This window comes from Roseateles microcysteis, assembly GCF_036880965.1.
Taxonomy (GTDB): domain Bacteria; phylum Pseudomonadota; class Gammaproteobacteria; order Burkholderiales; family Burkholderiaceae_C; genus JAUASW01.
In genome coordinates this window covers 41,534-58,782 of sequence record NZ_JBAJMV010000003.1, presented here as the reverse complement: position 1 = coordinate 58,782, position 17,249 = coordinate 41,534, and the positions used below count along the sequence as shown (strand labels likewise).

Sequence of the window (17,249 nt, the reverse complement as noted above, 5' to 3'; positions counted from 1 at the left end):
CCTTCAGCCGGCCTTGTGGTCGCGGCTATGCTTTGTCGGTCCTGATTTTGTTCCCGCGATGACCTGGAGTATTCGACATGCGTCAAGTTTTTCTGCATCGAGAACAGGGCGCCGGCTTGCCGCGTCGCGACCTGCTGGCCGCTGGCCTGGCTGCCATGGCCAGTGCTGGCCTGAGCACTGAGGCCGGCGCGGCACCACGCCCACTCAACATCCTGATCCTCGGTGGCACCGGCTTCACCGGCCCGCACCAGGTGCGCTATGCGCTGTCGCGCGGCCACAAGGTCACCTTGTTCAACCGCGGCCGCCGTCCGAAGGAATGGCCGGCCGCGGTGGAAGAGCTGACCGGCGATCGCGACGTCAACAACTACGAATCCCTGAAGGGCCGGCAATGGGATGTCTGCATCGACAACCCGACCAGCGTGCCCTTCTGGGTGCGTGATGCCGCCGCGGTGCTCAAGGGCAACGTCAAGCACTACATCTTCATCTCCACGGTCTCGGTCTACGAGAGCAATGGCAAGCCCGGCGAAGACGAGACCGGCGCCCGCGCCGTCTACAAGGGCGCCGACGCGATGAAGGAAACCACGGCCGACCTGCGCAAGAACATGGCGCTCTACGGCCCCTTGAAGGCGCTGAGCGAAGACGAGGCGCACAAGCATTTTGCGGGCATGACCACGGTGATCCGCCCCGGCCTGATCGTCGGCCCGGGTGACGAGACCGACCGCTTCAGCTACTGGCCCCACCGCCTGCAGCGCGGCGGCAAGACCCTGGTCCCGCCGCTGCAGGACCCGGTCAAGTTCATCGATGGCCGTGACATCGCCGAATGGGCGATTCGCATGGCCGAGCAACGCACGTTCGGTGACTTCAACGCCTTTGGTCCGGCCGGCGAGATGAGCATGGGCGCCATGCTCAAGGGCATCAACGAGGCGGTGGGCAACAAGGCCCAGTTCGTCGAGGCCTCCGAGAAGTTTCTCGAGGAGAACAAGGTCGGCGCCTGGATGGACCTGCCGGTCTGGGTGCCCGGCGGCGGCGAGACCGCCGGCTTTCACCGCCGCAGCAATGCGCGTGCGGTGAAGGCGGGCCTCACTTTCCGCAGCGTGGGCCAGACGACGACCGACTACCTTGCCTGGTGGGCCACGCTGGACGAGAAGCGGCGCAACGGCCCGCTGCGTGCCGGCCTGAAGCCGGAGCGCGAGGCCGAGCTGTTGGCCAAGCTCGGGGCCTGAGCGATGAAGAGGCGGCATGCAGCGCTGCTGACGCTTGCACTGTTGCTGCCCTCGTCATTCGCCCGCGCCGATGCGTTCCAGCGCATCACGCCCGACGCTGCCGGCTACTCCAAGGAGAAGCTGGCGGCGCTGCCCGAGTTCCTGGGGAAGTCCGGCTCCGAATCGCTCCTGCTCCTGCACGATGGCAAGGTCTTCTTCGAATGGGGCGACATCAGAAGGAAGCGGCTTGTGCATTCAATGCGCAAGGCCTTGCTGAGCAGCCTGATCGGCATCGCCGAATCGCGCGGGCAAATCGAGCTGGATGCCACGCTCGAGCAGCTGGGCATCGATGACGACACGCCACTGAGTGCCGCCGAGAAGAAGGCCCGTGTCGTCGACCTCCTGGCCTCGCGTTCCGGCGTCTATCTGCCGGCAGCCGCCGAGTCTGCCGGCATGGCGGCCGGGAGGCCCGCCCGCCACAGTGCTGCGCCTGGTGAGCGTTATTACTACAACAACTGGGATTTCAACGTCGCTGGCTTCCTGTTCGAGAAAGCCAGTGGCCGGCGCATCTACGACGCATTCCGGAGCGATATCGCTGAACCCCTGGGCATGCTGGACTACCAGGGCAAGGTCGGTGAACGAGAGCAGCCCGAGGTCGATGGCTTCTACCAGCTGGAACCCGATCGCTCACGCTACCGGGCCTATCACCTGCGCCTCTCGGCACACGACCTTGCGCTCTATGGCCAGCTGTGGCTGCAGCGCGGGCAGTGGCAGGGCCGCCAACTGATTCCCGCGAGCTGGGTGGACCGCAGCACGCAGCCGATCTCCATCATCGAGCCGCGCTGGGGTTTGGCGTATGGGCTCTTGTGGGACGTGCTGGTGCCTGAGCCGGGGAACGAGCGCCCCTCGTTCTTCCACACCGGCGCCGGCGTGCACATGCTCGGCGTCTATCCCAGGCATGGCCTGGTGATGGTGCATCGCGTCGATACCGAACGCGAGGACTATCGCTTCAATGACGGCGACCTGGTTCAGCTGATCCGGCTCGTGCACGGGGCGCGGCTGCCGCGCCGGCCCTGAGCACGCAAGGGTCGGCGCTCGGCTCAGCCCAGCATCGCGCGGTGCCGCCCCAGGGCCTCCAGCACCAGGGGCATGAGGCCGCTGTCGGCTGTTGCGTCGACATGGGCGAGCAGCTCGCGCCGCATCCGCGGGTCCCAGAATTTCTTGAGGTGGTTGGCAATCCCGTCCAGCGCCTCCTGGTGGTCGGGCATGGCGGCAAAGAAGCTGCCGATCTGGTTGGCCATCGAGACCAGCTTGTCAATTTGCATGGCTTGGATTCTGTTCGTCCTGCAGGGCCAGGCGCTCGACGTGGCAATAGACCACCAGGTCTTGCTCGCGGGCGAAGCCGACCAGGGTCATGCCGGCCAGCTCGGCCGTGGCCACGGCGAATGAGGTGGGGGCTGAAACGGCCGCCAGCAGCGGCACGCCGGCAAAGGCGGCCTTCTGCACCATCTCGAAACTCGCGCGGCTGGTGATGGCGATGAAGCCTTGGCGCACATCGACCCGATCCCGGACGAGCGCGCCGATCAGCTTGTCCAGTGCGTTGTGGCGGCCCACGTCTTCGCGCAGCCATTGCACCTCACCGCGGGTTGTGCACCAGGCGGCCGCGTGCACGGCGCCGGTGACCTGCTGCAAGGCCTGCTGCTCGTTGAGCTGGGCCATGGCGCGGGCAATGGCGCCCCGGCTCAGGGGATGACCGGCCTGAAGTGGCGGCAGCTCGCGCGCCACTTGCGCCAGGCTCTCGGTGCCGCAAAGGCCGCAGCCGGTGCGGCCGGCCATGCTGCGGCGGCGCTCCTTCAATCGGGCGAAGGCTTCGCTGGCAATTTCGCAGTGCAGCGTGATGCCGAGTTCGGACGCTTCTATTTCGACCGAGTAGAGCTGCTCCGCGCCTTGCAGAAGGCCTTCGGTGAGAGAGAAGCCCAGGGCGAAGTCTTCCAGGTCCAGCGGCGTGGCCAGCATCACCGCATGCGAGACGCCATTGAACTCCAGCGCCACCGGCACTTCCTCGGCCACCCAGTCCTGCTGCTCGAAGCTCAGGCCCGCGCGCACGCCGCGCACCGGCAAGGAGCGTGCGCCTTGACAGGCTTCGACCGCGACCGCGGGCCGCTTTGCTCTCAAGGGCATGGCTTCAATCCCCGGCCGCCGAAGCTTCTGCACGTGCGTCCAGAAGATCCTGCTGCTCCCTCACGAAGCGCTGGTTCTCAATTTGCCAGGCCGACAGATGCCCCGGCTGCTGCACCGGCATCACCTGCACCGCCGTCACCTTGTACTCGGGGCAGTTGGTTGCCCAGTCGGAGTTTTCGGTCGTGACCACATTGGCGCCCGACTCCGGGAAATGAAAGGTGGTGTAGACCACGCCCGGCTGCATGCGCTCGGTGATGGTGGCGCGCAGCACCGTCTCGCCGGCGCGGCTCCTGATGCTGACCCAGTCGTCGTTCTTGATGCCGCGCTCTTCGGCGTCGTGCGGATGCAGTTCCAGCCGGTCTTCGCTGTGCCAGCGATTGTTCTCGGTGCGGCGGGTCTGCGCGCCGACGTTGTACTGGCTCAGGATGCGGCCGGTGGTCAGCAGCAGCGGGAACTTGCGCGTCACCTTTTCATCGGTGGGCAGGTACTGCGTGATGAAGAAGCGGCCCTTGCCGCGCACAAAGCGGTCCACATGCATGATGGCCGTGCCGGCTTCAGCGGTGCTGTCGTTGCAAGGCCATTGCACGCTGCCAAAGCGTTCGATCTTCTCGTAGCTGACACCGCTGAAGCTGGGCGTCAGCGCGGCGATCTCGGCCATGATTTCCTGCGGGTTCTGGTAGGCCATCGGGTAGCCCAGCGCATTCGCGAGGCGCACCGTCACTTCCCAATCGGCCAGGCCGGCCAGCGGCGGCATGACCTTGCGAACGCGCGAGATGCGGCGTTCGGCATTGGTGAAGGTGCCGTCCTTCTCCAGGAACGAGGAACCCGGCAGGAAGACATGCGCGTACTTGGCCGTCTCGTTCAGGAAGATGTCCTGCACGACCACGCATTCCATCGCCCGCATCGCGGCCGACACATGCTGGGTGTTGGGGTCGGACTGCACGATGTCCTCGCCCTGGCAGTACAGGCCCTTGAAGCTGCCGGCGATGGCCGCGTCGAACATGTTCGGAATTCGCAGGCCCGGCTCCGGGTTGATCTCCACGCCCCAGGCCGCCTCGAAGCTGGCGCGCACGGTGCTGTCCGACACATGGCGGTAGCCCGGCAGCTCATGCGGGAAGCTGCCCATGTCGCAGCTGCCCTGCACATTGTTCTGGCCGCGCAGCGGGTTCACGCCTACGCCTTCGCGGCCGATATTGCCGGTGGCCATGGCGAGGTTGGCGATGCCCATCACCATGGTCGAACCCTGGCTGTGCTCGGTGACGCCCAGGCCGTAATAGATGGCTGCATTGCCACCCGTTGCATAGAGCCGTGCGGCAGCGCGCAGCTCTGCCGCTGGTACGCCGGAAGCGTCTTGCAGCGCCTCGGGGGAGTTTTCCGGCTTGGCCACGAACGCGCGCCAGTCGGCGAAGGACTTGGCATCGCAACGCTCGGCGACAAACGCCTCAGCCACCAGCCCTTCGGTGACGATGACATGCGCCATCGCCGTGATCACCGCCACGTTGGTGCCGGGGCGCAATTGCAGATGGTGCTCGGCCTGGATGTGGGGCGAGCGGACGATGTCGATGCGGCGCGGATCGACCACGATCAGCCGGGCGCCGGCGCGCAGCCGCCTCTTCATGCGCGAGGCGAACACCGGATGGCCGTCGGTCGGGTTCGCACCGATCACCATGATCACGTCGGCTTTGTCGACCGACTCGAAGGTCTGCGTGCCGGCCGAGGTGCCGAGCGTCTGGCCCAGGCCATAGCCGGTCGGTGAATGGCAGACGCGGGCGCAGGTGTCGACATTGTTGTTGCCGAAGGCCGCGCGTATCAGCTTCTGCACCAGATAGGTTTCTTCGTTGGTGCAGCGCGAGGAGGTGATGCCGCCGATGGCATCCTTGCCGTACTTGGCCTGCAGGCGGCGGAACTCGCTGGCCGCATGCGTGAGCGCCGCTTCCCAGCTCACCTCCTGCCACGGGTCGTCAATCGACGCGCGGATCATCGGCCTGGTGATGCGGTCTGCATGGGTGGCATAGCCCCAGGCGAAGCGGCCCTTGACGCAGCTGTGGCCCTCGTTGGCCTTGCCGTCCTTCCAGGGCACCATGCGCATGACTTGCGTGCCCTTCATCTCGGCCTTGAAGCTGCAGCCCACGCCGCAATAGGCGCAGGTGGTGATGACGCTGTGCTCGGGTTGGCCGAGCTCGATGACCGTCTTTTCCTGCAGCGTGGCGGTCGGGCAGGCCTGCACGCAGGCGCCGCAGCTGACGCATTCGGATTCCATGAAGGGCTGGTCCTGGCCCGGTGACACGCGCGCCTCGAAGCCGCGGCCCGAGATCGTCAAGGCGAAGGTGCCTTGGGTCTCTTCACAGGCGCGCACACAGCGGTTGCAGACGATGCACTTGCTGGGGTCGTAGGTGAAATAGGGGTTGGATTCGTCTTTCGCAGCATCGCAGTGATGCGCACCCGCAGCCTCGCCCACGCCGTAGCGAACATTGCGCAGGCCCACGACGCCGGCCTGCGTCTGCAATTCGCAGTCGCCATTGGCCGAGCAGGTCAGGCAGTCCAGCGGATGGTCGGAGATGTAGAGCTCCATCACGCCCTTGCGCAGCGCCTGCAGCTTCGGGCTTTGCGTGCGCACCTTCATGCCCGCTTCGGCTGGCGTCGTGCAGGAGGCGGGGTAGCCCTTGCGGCCTTCGATTTCGACCAGGCAGAGCCGGCAGGAACCGAAGGGTTCCAGACTGTCGGTCGCGCAGAGCTTGGGTACCTGGATGCCCGCATCGATGGCCGCGCGCATCAGCGAGGTGCCCTTGGGCACGGCCACTTCGAAGCCGTCGATCTCCAGCTTCACGGTGTCGGTGGATTCACGGCGGGGTGTGCCGTGGTCGATGTCGGCGTGTTTCACGGAATCGAGCATGTTCTTTTTCCTGGCCGCCTTCAAGTGCGCGCCGGCGCCGCCAGGCCGAAGTCCTGCGGATAGTGATCGAGGGCCGACAGCACGGGGAAGGGCGTCATGCCGCCCATGGCGCACAGCGAGCCGTGGGTCATGGTGTCGCAAAGGTCGCGCAGGAGCGCGACCTGCTGCTCGCGGTTCTGGTTGTTGCGGATCCGGTCGATCACCTCGACGCCGCGCGTGGACCCGATCCGGCAGGGCGTGCACTTGCCGCACGACTCGATGGCGCAGAACTCCATCGCATAGCGGGCCAGCTTGGCCATGTCTGCGGTGTCGTCGTGCACCACGACGCCGCCATGGCCCAGCACGGCGCCGACCGCGGCATAGGCTTCATAGTCCAGCGGCAGGTCCCATTGCGATTCAGGCACATAGCTGCCCAGCGGGCCGCCCACCTGCACCGCCTTGATGGGGCGGCCACTGGCCGAGCCACCGCCGAAGTCGAACAGCAGCTCGCGCAGGCTCAGGCCAAAGGCCTTCTCGACCAGGCCGCCACGCAAGATGTTGCCGGCCAGCTGGAAGGGCAGGGTGCCGCGCGAACGGCCGACGCCGAAGTCCCGGTAGAAGGCGGCGCCGCGCGACAGCACCAGCGGCACGGCGGCAAAGCTCAGCACGTTGTTGATGACCGTGGGCAGGCCGAACAGGCCTTCGATGGCGGGCAGCGGTGGCTTGGCCCGCACCACGCCGCGCTTGCCTTCGATGCTTTCCAGCATCGCCGTTTCCTCGCCACACACATAGGAACCCGCGCCCTTGCGAACCTGCAACGTGAAGGCGCGGCCACTGCCGCAGACGCTCTCGCCGAGGAAGCCGGCCTTCGTGGCCCGAGCAATCGCCTCGTTCATCACGGCAATCGCATGCGGGTATTCGGAGCGGATGTAGACATAGCCCCGGGTGGCGCCGACGGCCAGGCCCGCGATGGCCATGCCTTCGATCAGCATGAAGGGGTCGCCTTCCATCGCCATGCGGTCGGCGTAGCTGCCGGAGTCGCCTTCGTCGGCATTGCAGACCACGTACTTCTGCGGGCCTTCAGCGGCCAGCACCGTCTTCCACTTGATGCCGGTCGGGAAGGCGGCGCCGCCGCGGCCGCGCAGGCCGGAATCGAGCACCTGCTGGACGATGGCTGCGCCATCCAGCGCCAGGGCCGCGCGCAGGCCGGCCCAGCCTTCCATCGCTTCGTAGTCGGCCAGCGAGAGCGGATCTGTCACGCCCATGCGGCGGAAGTTCAGCCGCTCCTGCTTGGCGAGAAAGGGGATCTGTTCGGTGAGTCCCTGGCAGAGCGGATGGGCGCGGCCATGCAGCAGCCCGGCGTCCAGCAGCGAAGGCACATCCTCTGCGATGACTGGGCCATAGGCCACGCGGCCGGCGGGCGTTTCCACCTCCACCATCGTCTCCAGCCAGAACAGGCCGCGCGAACCATTGCGAACGATCTCGACGGCAAGGCCGTTGCGCGCGCATTCGGCTTGCAGCGCAGCGGCCACCTCGTCGGCCCCCACGGCCAGCGCTGCGGAATCCCGCGGCACGTAGACACGGACGGGCGCGCTCATCGCAGGCCCTCCAGCTTCGCGATCAACTGGTCGAACCGCTGGGGCGTCACCCGGGCATGCATCTGATCGTCGATCTGCAAGGCCGGTGACGAAGCACACAGCCCCAGGCAGTACACCGGCTCCAGCGTCACCGCGCCGTCAGCCCGCGTTTGGTGGGCCGCGCAGCCCAGCACCTGCTCGGCATGCGCCAGCAAGGCATCCGCGCCGCGCGACTGGCAGGCCTCGGCCCGGCAGACCTGCACCACATGCCGGCCTGGCGGCGTGCTGCGGAAGAAATGGTAGTAGCTGATCACGCCATGCACCTCGGCGCGCGACAGATTCAGATGCTCGGCCAGCAGCGGCACGGCGGCCGGCGGCACATGGCCCAGGCGCTCCTGGATCGCATGCAAGAGCGGCAGCAGGGCGCCTTCCTGCAGCGGCTGCTCGGCGAGCACTTCACGCACCTGGCTTTCTATCGAGGAACTCATGGGGCAGGACTTTGTTCAGCGCCAATCAGCGCAATTCGGAAAAGAAGGCGGCCGTGCTGGCGATCACCCGTTCGGGCTGATCGCGCTGCGGTGAATGCCTGCATTGTTCCAGGGCCAGCAGCCGGGTGGTGGAATGCATGCGCTGGATTGCGCGGATTTGTTCCAGCGTCGCGTACTCATCGTCCACGCCCTGGATGGCCAGCACCGGGCAGGCGAGATGGTCGCGAAGGTCCGACTCGATATTCCACTGCCCCTCGAAGCCGGGCCGCAGCCAGGCATCGTTCCAGCCGTAGAAGGCCGAATCGGTATCCCGGTGATGTCGCGCCAGCGCCGCGCGCAAGGGGCTGCGTTCCTGCTCGTAGGCCTGCTTGGCGGCGCGCAGGCCGATGATGGTGATGGGTTCGACAAAGAGATGCGGCGCCATCGCCACCAGCGCGCGAATCCGCTGCGGGAAGTAGGCGGCGAACAGCAGCGCCAGGCTGGCGCCATCGCTGTGGCCGAACAGCAGCAGGGGCTCGTCTTGCAAGCCGAGCGAGTCGAAGAACGCGGGCAGCAGATGCCGCGCCTGCTCCTGCAGATAGTCCTGCGGCCAGGGCTCAGTGCGTGGGCTGCTCTTGCCATAGCCGGGCCGCGAGAACACGAGGCCCCGGCAGTTCGCCGCATCGCAAAGCCGCTGCGGAAAATCCTTCCACTGCGACAGCGAACCCAGGCCCTCGTGCAGGAAGACGATCAGCGGGCGCTGCCGTTCCTCATTGATCCATTGCGCCTCGATCTGGATTGCAGTGCCGGGCAGCGTTTGCAGAAAGGGATCGGACATGGCCATCAAGCTGGCGGTTGCCGCGCGTAACTGACAGTCAGCATTTCCCACTGATGGCCGTCCGGCACATTCCAATAGACCATGCTGCCGCCGTAGTCGTGGTTGATCTGCATGTCCATGGGGCCGCGCACATTGCTGCGGTAAGGGATGCCGGCCGCCTGCAAGCGCGCCAGGATGGCGTCGAACTTTGCCTGATCGACGCGGAAGCAGAAGTGATAGATCTCGAAGGCTTCATCGGTGTCGATGAAGTCCAGCGTCAGGCCGTCGTTGACGAACACTGGCGCGAACGGGCCTAGGCCTGTGGGCGACCAAGGCACGTCCAGCAGTTCAGCCAGCTGCTTCGCAGCGGCCACCTTGTCTCGTGATGGGACGATGGCGTGGTCGAGTTGGATGCTCATGGCCTGATTCCTCAAGGCTTGCGCAGCTTCTTGAGCTTGTCCAGTGCGATGCCGGCCGCGTCCAGGGATCGATCAGCCAGCTGGCCCAGCGCCGAGCCGGAAGCCTGCAGCCCCCGCTCGGCCTGCTTCTTCAAGCTGGTGGCGAGCTCCTTGACGGCAGGCTTCTCGGCCAGGTCCTGAACGGCTTGCTTGCTGGTTTGCGCGGCATTGCCGGCGGTCTCCAAGGCGGTGTCCAGGGCCTTGTCGAACTTGCTCTTGCCGATGTCGGTGAACACCGCCGTCACGGCTTGCAGCGCAGCTTCCTCGCGCGCATCGATCTGGCCGTCGGCCTCGGTCACCGTCTTCAGGAAAGCGAGCAGGTCGCGGATCATGGCCGCGTAGTTGCAGTCCGGGCTGCCCTTGATGAAGGTGGCCAGTTGGGCGGCGACCTCCTCGATCTGGAACGCGGCCAGACGAGGCTCGATCAGGGCCAGCGCTTCGCCGACGAAGGCCGGGTTGTAGCCCCAGTCCTGGGTCAGATGCCTGTGGATGGCATCGCGCTCGGAGGCCGAAACTTCGCCATCTGCATCCGCCAGCTTCAAGGCCAGCGGTGCCATCAGGTCGAAAAGGCTCAGGGCCAGCAGGTCGATCGGTGTGTTGATGAACTTCGGAATCACGATGACGCGATCTTCGGTCGCGCCATTGAGCACCCGCATCACGCCCCACCAGGCGCCGCCGGACAGCGCCGCGCCCGCCAGCACCCAGCCAAGCGGCGTGCTCGCCGCGCCCAGAGCCAGCAGGCCCGTCTTGGTGAGCGCTGCGCCAGCACCGGCTGCGCCAACCAGGTCCCAGTACTTGCGCGCTGCATTGACGTTGCGCAACGAGGCGTAGGCGTTCTCGCCGATGGCCAGCCGCGCCTTGAAGCGCAGCGGCTCCAGCACCAGCGCATCTATGCCTTCGAATCTGGGCCTTTGCTCTGTGTTCATCGTCCCCTTGCCCGGCTGTGCGCCGACCTCTCCATGTTTGCCGGCGAGTTTGCCACGGTGCCCGGCTGCGATACTTCGCGCACTGACCAGGAGCCCCACTGTGGACACATTGCACATCGCCGTCGACGCGCGCGGCGTGGCCCATCTGACGATGACGCGCCCGGAGGTGTTCAACGCCTTCAACGAAACCATGATCGGCGAGATGGCGCAGGCCATGGGTCACCTCGTGGCCGACCCCAAGGTGCGCGTGATCGTGCTGGCCGGCGCCGGCAAGGCCTTCAGCGCCGGCGCCGACATCGCCTGGATGAAGCGCGCCGCGGCTGCTTCGCATGAAGACAACCTGGCCGACGCGCGCCGCTTTGCCGGGATGCTGTCAGCGATTGCCGAGTCCCCGAAGCCGGTGCTGGCGCGCGTGCAGGGCCTGGCGCTGGGCGGAGGCGTGGGCCTGGTCGCGGCCTGCGATATTGCAGTTGCCGCAGACGACGCCAAGTTCGCGGTCAGCGAGGCGCGTTTCGGCATCCTGCCCGCCGTGATCGGCCCCTATGTGATCAACGCCGTCGGGCCACGCCAGGCGCGTCGGCTCGCGCTGACGGCCAGCCGCATCGGTGCCGAGCCTGCCTTGCAGATGGGCCTGGTGCATGAGGTCGTGCCAGGTGACGAGCTCGATGTGGCGCTGGAGCGCTGGATCCACGAGCTCTTGCAGAACGGCCCGCAGGCGCAGGGCGAGATCAAGAAGCTGTTCGCGCAATTGGAAGTCGGCCCGGTGACGGCCGAGGTGCGCGAGCTGACGGCGCAGACGATTGCCCGCGTGCGCATGGGCGATGAAGCCCGCGAGGGCTTTGCGGCCTTCACCGGCAAGCGCTCGGCGGCATGGATTCCAGGAGACAAGACGTGAGTGAAAACAAGATTCAGGAAGGCGCCCTGATCGGTGTCGTCGGCGCCGGTGTAATGGGCGCAGGCATTGCTCAGGTGGCCGCCCAGGCCGGGCATCCGGTGCGCCTGCTCGACGTGCGCGAAGGCGCTGCAGCTGCGGCGATTGCGCAGACGGCCAAGGGCCTGGACGGCCTCGTGGCCAAGGGCCGCATGACGGCCGAGGAACGCGACGCGGTGATCGCTCGCATCCAGCCCGCCATCGCCACGGCCGAGCTGGCTGATGCAGCGCTGGTGATCGAGGTCATTGTCGAGAAGCTCGAGCCCAAGCAGGCACTCCTGCGCGAGCTCGACGGCTTGCTGGCGCCGGCGGCCATCATTGCCTCCAACACGTCTTCCATCAGCGTCACGGCGCTGGCCAATGGCATGGCGAATCCGCAGCGCCTGGTGGGCATGCACTTCTTCAACCCGGTGCCGCTGATGAAGCTGGTGGAAGTGGTGTCGGGTGCCGAGACCGAGCCGGCCATTGCCGATGCGATCTTTGATCTGTCCAGGCGTTGGGGCAAGACGCCGGTGCATGCCAGGTCCACGCCGGGCTTCATCGTCAACCGGATTGCGCGGCCGTATTACGCCGAGACGCTGGCCTTGCTGCTGGAGCAGGCCGCCGAGCCCGCGCATCTGGATCGCGCCCTGCGCGGCGCGGGGTTCCGCATGGGACCTTGCGAGCTGATGGACCTGATCGGGCACGACACCAACTTCCTGGTCACGCAGTCGGTGTTCGAGGCGAACTTTGGCGACAAGCGCTATCAGCCCTCGCTGGTGCAGCGCGCGCTGGTGGACGGCGGTCGGCTGGGCCGCAAGGTCGGCAAGGGCTTCTATGTCGGCACGCCGGCGGCTGCCGCAAGCGTGCCGGCGCCCGCCGGTGATGTGCCGCACGCGCTGACCTTGTGCGGCCGCGGGGGCTTGGTCGATACGCTGGCCGGCTGGCTCACTCACAAGGGACTGGTGTTTTCGCGCGGCGAGTCTGCGGACTGGTGTGGCCTGCAAATCGGCGAGCTGCAGCTGCACCTGAGCAGCGGCGTCAGCGCAGCGCAGTTGGCCCATGATCGCCAGCATCCGGCGCTGGCGGTGATCGACTGGCCGGTCGCGCCGGATCGCTGCGATGCGCTGGCCTTGTCGCTTGCGCCCAAGCTGTCGGCTGCGCATCAAGCCCAGGCGGAAGATCTGCTCCTGCACCTGGGCTGGCAGCCGCTCGTGGTGCGCGATGCACCGGGCCTGGTGGTGGCGCGCACGGTGGCGATGCTGGTCAACGAAGGGGCCGATGCCGTCTGGCAGGGCGTTTGCGACGAGGCCGGTGCAGACACGGCGATGAAGCTCGGCGTCAATTACCCGGCCGGGCCGTTTGAATGGCTGGCTCTGCTGGGCGCCAGCACGGTGGCCGAAACGCTGGATGGCTTGTTCGCCGCCTATCGCAGCGAGCGCTACCGGATCAGCCCGTTGCTGCAGCAGCGGCGTTGGGCTTGACCAAGGCGATCTCGAACTCCACGACGATCTCATCTGACACGGCCAACAAACCACCCAAGAGGCTGAAGGGCTGCAAGCCGAAATCGGTTTGACGCAGGACCAGCGAGCCGCTGACTGTCAGTCGGCGCTCTTGCTCGTTCACCCGCAAGACCAGCCATTGCTGTCGACGCTGGCCGTGGAGCTCGATCTCGACCAGGGCCGCCAGGCGCGGCGCTTCGCCGACCAGCTTCACGGAGCGCAGGCGCAGGAGCGGGTAGACCGTGGCCTGCAGCCCTCGCTCGCCCAGCATGTTGGCTCGCGTGCCCTGGATCGCGTCAGCGTCCAGCGGCTTGGCGAAAGCACCGCCCAGTTCGGCGCGCAGGGTCGGGTCGTCGACCAGCAGCTTGTCGAGCTGCAAGTCCATCTGCAGCCGCGCTGAACTCAAGCCGGTTTCGCCTAGAAAGGCGCGCGCATCAAAGTCGGTCGCGCTCAGCACATGGTTGTGACCGAGGCGGGCCGCTGCACCGGCGCGAAAGATGTAGGCGCGCAGCTTGGAGGCTTGCTTGTCGATGCCCAGTGGCTGCTCACCGGCTTGGACTTGCAGCGCTTCCCAGCTGGCGAGCGGGACAGTGGATACCGGCGGTGTTGCACAACCGGCCAGGGCCAGCGCCAGAGCGATGAAGGAGCGACGCTTAAGCATCGAGCGCCAGGCCCACATAGTTTTCCGCCAGTGATGTCTGGGCTGCTGTGGAGCTGAACAGATAGTCGAGCTCGGCCTGCTGCAGCCTGTGGTCGAAGCTGCCCTGGTCCGGGAAGCTGTGCAGCAGCCGCGTCATTGCCCAGGAAAAGCGCTCGGCCCGCCAGACCCGCTGCAGCGCGCGCGCCGAATAGTGGTTGAGCGCGATGCTGCTGTGTTCGCGGTAGTGCTCGATCAGGCCCTGAGCAAGATAGCGCACGTCAGAAGCCGCGAGGTTCAGGCCCTTGGCGCCGGTGGGCGGCACGATGTGCGCCGCGTCGCCGGCCAGGAAGAGCCGGCCGAAGCGCATCGGCTCAGCCACGAAGCTGCGCAGCGGCGCAATGCTCTTCTCCAGCGCTGCGGCCGGTTGCAGCGCGGCGGCGGAGACCGGATCGAGCCGCATGCGCAGCTCGGCCCAGAACAGCTCGTCGCTCCATTGATTCAGCGAGTCGGTCAGGCAGCATTGGATGTAGCAGCGGCTGCGTGTCCTGCTGCGCATGCTGCACAAGGCAAAGCCTCGCGGATGCTGGGCATAGACCAGCTCGGGTGCCACGGGTGGCGTGTCTGCCAGCACGCCCAGCCAGCCGAAGGGATAGGTGCGCTCGAAGGTCTTGAAGGCGTCGGGCGCAATGCTGTGGCGCGACACGCCATGGAAGCCGTCGCAGCCGGCGATGTAGTCGCAATGCAGCACCTCGGGCTTGCCGTTGCGCAGATAGCTGACCCAGGGCTTGCCGCCGCTCTCGAAGTCGTGCAGCGCCACGCCGGCGGCTTCGTAGTGCGTGCTCAAGCCGGCCGCGGCGCGCGCGGCCATCAGGTCGCGGGTGATCTCGGTCTGGCCATAGACGGTGACCGAACGGCCGCCGGTCAGGCTCGACAGGGCGATGTGCTGGCGTTCGCCGTTGAAGGCGATATAGATGCCGTCATGCACCAGACCTTCCTGGTGCAGCCGGTCAGCCACGCCGGCTTCTTCCAGCAGATCGACCGTGCCTTGCTCCAGGATGCCGGCGCGCACCCGGGCCAGCACATGCTCGTCGCTGCGCTGTTCAAGAATGACGTTGTGGATGCCGGCTCGGCTCAGCAACTGGCCCAGCAACAGGCCCGAAGGCCCGGCGCCGATGATGGCGACCTGGGTGGATTGCATGAGGCGGGTCTCCTGAGGTGAAGGCCCGCCTGACTGTCATTGCGCTGCGGACTTACAGCAGCATGCGCAAATGCGCCTGGGCCTGCAAGAGGGGAGGCAGGCAAAGTTCAACCATCTGTTCCATGCTCATGCGCGAGGCATGGACGCACAGCGTCATGGCGGCCACCACATCGCCGCGGTAGTTCTTCAGCGGCACGGCCAGCGTGCGCAGGCCCAGCTCCAGCTCCTGATCGATCACGGCGTAGCCGAGCGAACGGGCACGGGCGATCTCGATGCGCAGGCGCTCGGGATGGACGATGGTGTGGGCGGTGAGCGGCTTGAAGTCCTGCTTGGCGATCCAGGCGTCGACTTCGGCTTGCGGCAGGGCGGCGAGCAGCACGCGGCCGATGCCGGAGCAATGCGCCGGCACGCGGGCGCCGGGTTGCAGCGTCGGCGAGACCACACGGCCGGCACTGGCGGCCGAGATGCAGATCACGTCGTTGCCGTCCAGGACACCGGCCGAGCTGGCTTCCTTCAGGGCGTAGGCCAGCTTGTGCAGCTCAGGCTCGACGATGCGCGGCAGCCGGGCCGAATGCATGTAGCTCTGACCCAGGCGCAGCACGCGCGGGGTCAGGGCAAACATCTTGCGGTCCTGCGACACGAAACCCAGATGGGTCAGCGTCAGCAGGTAGCGGCGCGCGGCCGCACGGGTCAGGCCGGTACGAGCGGCAACCTCACTGATGGTGAGTCGGGGGCGTTCCTGATCGAAGGCTTCGATCACGGCCAGGCCTTTTTCAAGGCCAGCCACCAGGTCACGCTTGAGCGGCGTGGTGCCTTGCGTGGCCTCGGCTTCGGTCGCCGGCAAAGGCGTGGAACTCAGGTCGTCAAAGGCGCGAGCTGCAGACATCGAAAACTGAATGTGCGATTAACGCCCAAAACTGCGGGGCGCAAGCAGGTCAGCCGGCGACTATAGGGATGGACAACCGCTTTGTCCGCTCATTGACACCATCCCTGAATCGCCAATCGCACGAAACCGCACCATCCTGGGGAATTGGAGCAAATACTGGCGAAAGAACTTGGAAAAGTGCTTTCGATGTGCTCATTGCGGCGAATGCGAACGGCAGCGCGTCGGTTTGAACCGCTTCATGTGCGCTGCACAGGCCAATCTGGATCCAGTATCCCACCGGCAACATCAATTGGTCTGACGACAACCTGAACAGGGGTATGCCAAACGTGTTGGTATTGCGCATGTTTTCTTATGGAATCCGTCCCGAAATCAAGGGACGGCCGGGCGCATTTCGCCCTGCGTGCTCATACGCGCTCGAGCACCAGTGCTATGCCCTGGCCGACGCCGATGCACATGGTGCACAAGGCATAGCGGCCGCCGCTGCGGTGCAACTGATTGACGGCCGTCGTGACCAAGCGTGCGCCACTTGCGCCGAGCGGATGTCCCAGCGCTATGGCGCCGCCGTTCGGATTGACCCGAGCGTCGTCGTCTGCAAGGCCCAGGTCGCGCAGCACGGCCAGGCCTTGCGCGGCGAACGCTTCGTTCAGCTCGATCAGGTCGATCTGGTTCAGGGAGAGGCCGGCAAGCGCCAGCACCTTGCGCGTGGCAGGCGCCGGCCCCATGCCCATGATGCGCGGCGCTACGCCGGCCGTGGCCATGGCCAGCACGCGGGCGCGCGGCGTCAGGCCGTGGCGGGCGGCGCTGGCCTCGTTGGCCAGCAAGAGGGCGCAGGCGCCGTCATTGACGCCGGAGGCATTGCCGGCGGTGATCGTGCCGTCTGGGCGCACGATGGGCTTGAGCTTGGCCAAGGCCTCCAGGCTCGTGGCACGCGGGTGCTCGTCGCGGTCCATGACCAGGGCTTCGCCCTTCTTCTGGGCAATGCTGACCGGCGTGATCTCGGCGCTGAAGAAACCTGCCTCCTGTGCCGCCACGGCCTTTTGCTGGCTGGCCAGGGCCATGCGGTCCTGCGCCTCGCGGGAGATGCCGAAGTCGCCAGCCACGTTCTCGGCCGTCTCAGGCATCGAGTCGACGCCGTACTGCTCCTTCATCAATTTGTTGATGAAGCGCCAGCCAATCGTCGTGTCGTAGATCGCGTTGCTGCGCGAGAAGGCGCTGTCGGCTTTGGGCATGACGAAGGGGGCACGGCTCATGCTCTCTACGCCGCCGGCAATCATCAGCCCGGCTTCGCCGGCACGGATGGCGCGCGCGGCCGAGCCCACGGCGTCCAGGCCGGAGCCGCAGAGGCGGTTGATCGTCATGCCCGGTGCACTGACGGGCAGGCCAGCCAGCAGTGCGGACATGCGGGCGACATTGCGGTTGTCCTCGCCGGCCTGGTTGGCGCATCCGAACAGCACATCGTCCAGCGCTTCCCAATCGACGCCGGGGTTGCGGGCCATCAAGGCGCGCAGCGGGATGGCGCCCAGGTCGTCGGCGCGCACCGAAGACAGTGCGCCGCCATAGCGGCCGAAAGGTGTGCGCTGCGCGTCGCAGATGAAGGCGTGGTTCATGGTGAG

At 66.6% G+C, this 17,249-nt stretch carries 17 protein-coding genes; 4 read left to right on the top strand and 13 right to left on the bottom strand.

The window, feature by feature from the left end; all coding sequences use genetic code 11:
- The first annotated feature begins 77 nt into the window (after window positions 1-77).
- Window positions 78-1,223, top strand: coding sequence for an NAD-dependent epimerase/dehydratase family protein (locus tag V3596_RS09300; protein WP_334277434.1), 1,146 nt, complete (start codon window positions 78-80; stop codon window positions 1,221-1,223).
- A 3-nt stretch (window positions 1,224-1,226) separates the two neighbouring features.
- Window positions 1,227-2,279 carry a serine hydrolase domain-containing protein gene (locus V3596_RS09295; protein ID WP_334277433.1) on the top strand — a complete coding sequence of 351 codons (1,053 nt, stop codon included), beginning with the start codon at window positions 1,227-1,229 and terminating at the stop codon, window positions 2,277-2,279.
- 23 nt (window positions 2,280-2,302) lie between these two features.
- Here the strand turns inward: V3596_RS09295 and V3596_RS09290 are convergent, their stop codons facing one another.
- The 8 genes from V3596_RS09290 to V3596_RS09255 are packed head-to-tail and all read right to left on the bottom strand — an operon-like array spanning window position 2,303 to window position 10,500.
- On the bottom strand, window positions 2,303-2,527 hold the full coding sequence (locus V3596_RS09290; RefSeq protein ID WP_334277432.1) for a formate dehydrogenase subunit delta: 225 nt from the start codon (window positions 2,525-2,527) through the stop codon (window positions 2,303-2,305).
- The gene (gene fdhD, locus V3596_RS09285; RefSeq protein ID WP_334277431.1) at window positions 2,517-3,383 is read right to left on the bottom strand and encodes a formate dehydrogenase accessory sulfurtransferase FdhD; all 867 of its coding nucleotides are present in this window, start codon (window positions 3,381-3,383) and stop codon (window positions 2,517-2,519) included. Before fdhD ends, V3596_RS09290 begins: the two co-directional genes overlap by 11 nt.
- A gap of 4 nt (window positions 3,384-3,387) precedes the next feature.
- Window positions 3,388-6,276, bottom strand: coding sequence for a formate dehydrogenase subunit alpha (fdhF, locus tag V3596_RS09280; RefSeq protein WP_334277430.1), 2,889 nt, complete (start codon window positions 6,274-6,276; stop codon window positions 3,388-3,390).
- A gap of 20 nt (window positions 6,277-6,296) precedes the next feature.
- On the bottom strand, window positions 6,297-7,853 hold the full coding sequence (locus V3596_RS09275; RefSeq protein ID WP_334277429.1) for a formate dehydrogenase beta subunit: 1,557 nt from the start codon (window positions 7,851-7,853) through the stop codon (window positions 6,297-6,299).
- Window positions 7,850-8,320, bottom strand: coding sequence for a formate dehydrogenase subunit gamma (locus tag V3596_RS09270; RefSeq protein ID WP_334277428.1), 471 nt, complete (start codon window positions 8,318-8,320; stop codon window positions 7,850-7,852). The genes V3596_RS09275 and V3596_RS09270 overlap by 4 nt, the downstream gene beginning before the upstream one ends.
- Before the next feature lie 25 nt (window positions 8,321-8,345).
- Window positions 8,346-9,137, bottom strand: coding sequence for an alpha/beta fold hydrolase (locus tag V3596_RS09265; RefSeq protein WP_334277427.1), 792 nt, complete (start codon window positions 9,135-9,137; stop codon window positions 8,346-8,348).
- Between the two features lie 5 nt (window positions 9,138-9,142).
- A complete protein-coding gene (locus tag V3596_RS09260; RefSeq protein ID WP_334277426.1) occupies window positions 9,143-9,535 on the bottom strand; it encodes a VOC family protein in 393 nt (130 codons plus the stop codon).
- Between the two features lie 11 nt (window positions 9,536-9,546).
- Window positions 9,547-10,500 carry a TerB family tellurite resistance protein gene (locus V3596_RS09255; protein ID WP_334277425.1) on the bottom strand — a complete coding sequence of 318 codons (954 nt, stop codon included), beginning with the start codon at window positions 10,498-10,500 and terminating at the stop codon, window positions 9,547-9,549.
- A 100-nt stretch (window positions 10,501-10,600) separates the two neighbouring features.
- Between V3596_RS09255 and V3596_RS09250 the strand changes: the two genes are divergently transcribed.
- Together V3596_RS09250 and V3596_RS09245 are read left to right on the top strand one after the other, a co-directional pair.
- Window positions 10,601-11,395, top strand: coding sequence for an enoyl-CoA hydratase-related protein (locus V3596_RS09250; RefSeq protein ID WP_334277424.1), 795 nt, complete (start codon window positions 10,601-10,603; stop codon window positions 11,393-11,395).
- Window positions 11,392-12,894 (top strand): 3-hydroxyacyl-CoA dehydrogenase, encoded by a 1,503-nt coding sequence (locus tag V3596_RS09245; RefSeq protein ID WP_334277423.1) that lies wholly within the window; start codon window positions 11,392-11,394, stop codon window positions 12,892-12,894. The genes V3596_RS09250 and V3596_RS09245 overlap by 4 nt, the downstream gene beginning before the upstream one ends.
- Here V3596_RS09245 and V3596_RS09240 read toward each other — a convergent pair.
- From V3596_RS09240 to pcaF, 5 genes are all read right to left on the bottom strand, one after another.
- Entirely contained in the window at window positions 12,860-13,573 is a 714-nt protein-coding gene (locus V3596_RS09240) for a YceI family protein (protein ID WP_334277422.1), read from the bottom strand. The two genes, V3596_RS09245 and V3596_RS09240, sit on opposite strands and share 35 nt — an antisense overlap.
- Complete coding sequence (gene pobA / locus V3596_RS09235) at window positions 13,566-14,750, bottom strand: 4-hydroxybenzoate 3-monooxygenase (RefSeq protein WP_334277421.1); 1,185 nt, start codon at window positions 14,748-14,750, stop codon at window positions 13,566-13,568. Before pobA ends, V3596_RS09240 begins: the two co-directional genes overlap by 8 nt.
- 52 nt (window positions 14,751-14,802) lie before the next feature.
- The gene (locus V3596_RS09230; RefSeq protein ID WP_334277420.1) at window positions 14,803-15,636 is read right to left on the bottom strand and encodes an IclR family transcriptional regulator domain-containing protein; all 834 of its coding nucleotides are present in this window, start codon (window positions 15,634-15,636) and stop codon (window positions 14,803-14,805) included.
- Window positions 15,637-15,685: 49 nt separating this feature from the next.
- Window positions 15,686-15,979 (bottom strand): hypothetical protein, encoded by a 294-nt coding sequence (locus V3596_RS09225; protein ID WP_334277419.1) that lies wholly within the window; start codon window positions 15,977-15,979, stop codon window positions 15,686-15,688.
- A gap of 61 nt (window positions 15,980-16,040) precedes the next feature.
- Complete coding sequence (gene pcaF / locus V3596_RS09220; protein WP_334277418.1) at window positions 16,041-17,243, bottom strand: 3-oxoadipyl-CoA thiolase; 1,203 nt, start codon at window positions 17,241-17,243, stop codon at window positions 16,041-16,043.
- Window positions 17,244-17,249: the final 6 nt, after the last annotated feature.

What these genes read in the sequence shown, in the direction of transcription:
- V3596_RS09300 (WP_334277434.1), top strand. Translation starts at nt 78, where the DNA reads ATGCGTCAAGTTTTTCTGCATCGAGAACAGGGCGCCGGCTTGCCGCGT.
- V3596_RS09295 (WP_334277433.1), top strand. Translation starts at nt 1,227, where the DNA reads ATGAAGAGGCGGCATGCAGCGCTGCTGACGCTTGCACTGTTGCTGCCC.
- V3596_RS09290 (WP_334277432.1), bottom strand. Translation starts at nt 2,527, where the DNA reads ATGCAAATTGACAAGCTGGTCTCGATGGCCAACCAGATCGGCAGCTTC.
- fdhD (WP_334277431.1), bottom strand. Translation starts at nt 3,383, where the DNA reads ATGCCCTTGAGAGCAAAGCGGCCCGCGGTCGCGGTCGAAGCCTGTCAA.
- fdhF (WP_334277430.1), bottom strand. Translation starts at nt 6,276, where the DNA reads ATGCTCGATTCCGTGAAACACGCCGACATCGACCACGGCACACCCCGC.
- V3596_RS09275 (WP_334277429.1), bottom strand. Translation starts at nt 7,853, where the DNA reads ATGAGCGCGCCCGTCCGTGTCTACGTGCCGCGGGATTCCGCAGCGCTG.
- V3596_RS09270 (WP_334277428.1), bottom strand. Translation starts at nt 8,320, where the DNA reads ATGAGTTCCTCGATAGAAAGCCAGGTGCGTGAAGTGCTCGCCGAGCAG.
- V3596_RS09265 (WP_334277427.1), bottom strand. Translation starts at nt 9,137, where the DNA reads ATGTCCGATCCCTTTCTGCAAACGCTGCCCGGCACTGCAATCCAGATC.
- V3596_RS09260 (WP_334277426.1), bottom strand. Translation starts at nt 9,535, where the DNA reads ATGAGCATCCAACTCGACCACGCCATCGTCCCATCACGAGACAAGGTG.
- V3596_RS09255 (WP_334277425.1), bottom strand. Translation starts at nt 10,500, where the DNA reads ATGAACACAGAGCAAAGGCCCAGATTCGAAGGCATAGATGCGCTGGTG.
- V3596_RS09240 (WP_334277422.1), bottom strand. Translation starts at nt 13,573, where the DNA reads ATGCTTAAGCGTCGCTCCTTCATCGCTCTGGCGCTGGCCCTGGCCGGT.
- pobA (WP_334277421.1), bottom strand. Translation starts at nt 14,750, where the DNA reads ATGCAATCCACCCAGGTCGCCATCATCGGCGCCGGGCCTTCGGGCCTG.
- V3596_RS09230 (WP_334277420.1), bottom strand. Translation starts at nt 15,636, where the DNA reads ATGTCTGCAGCTCGCGCCTTTGACGACCTGAGTTCCACGCCTTTGCCG.
- V3596_RS09225 (WP_334277419.1), bottom strand. Translation starts at nt 15,979, where the DNA reads ATGCGCAATACCAACACGTTTGGCATACCCCTGTTCAGGTTGTCGTCA.
- pcaF (WP_334277418.1), bottom strand. Translation starts at nt 17,243, where the DNA reads ATGAACCACGCCTTCATCTGCGACGCGCAGCGCACACCTTTCGGCCGC.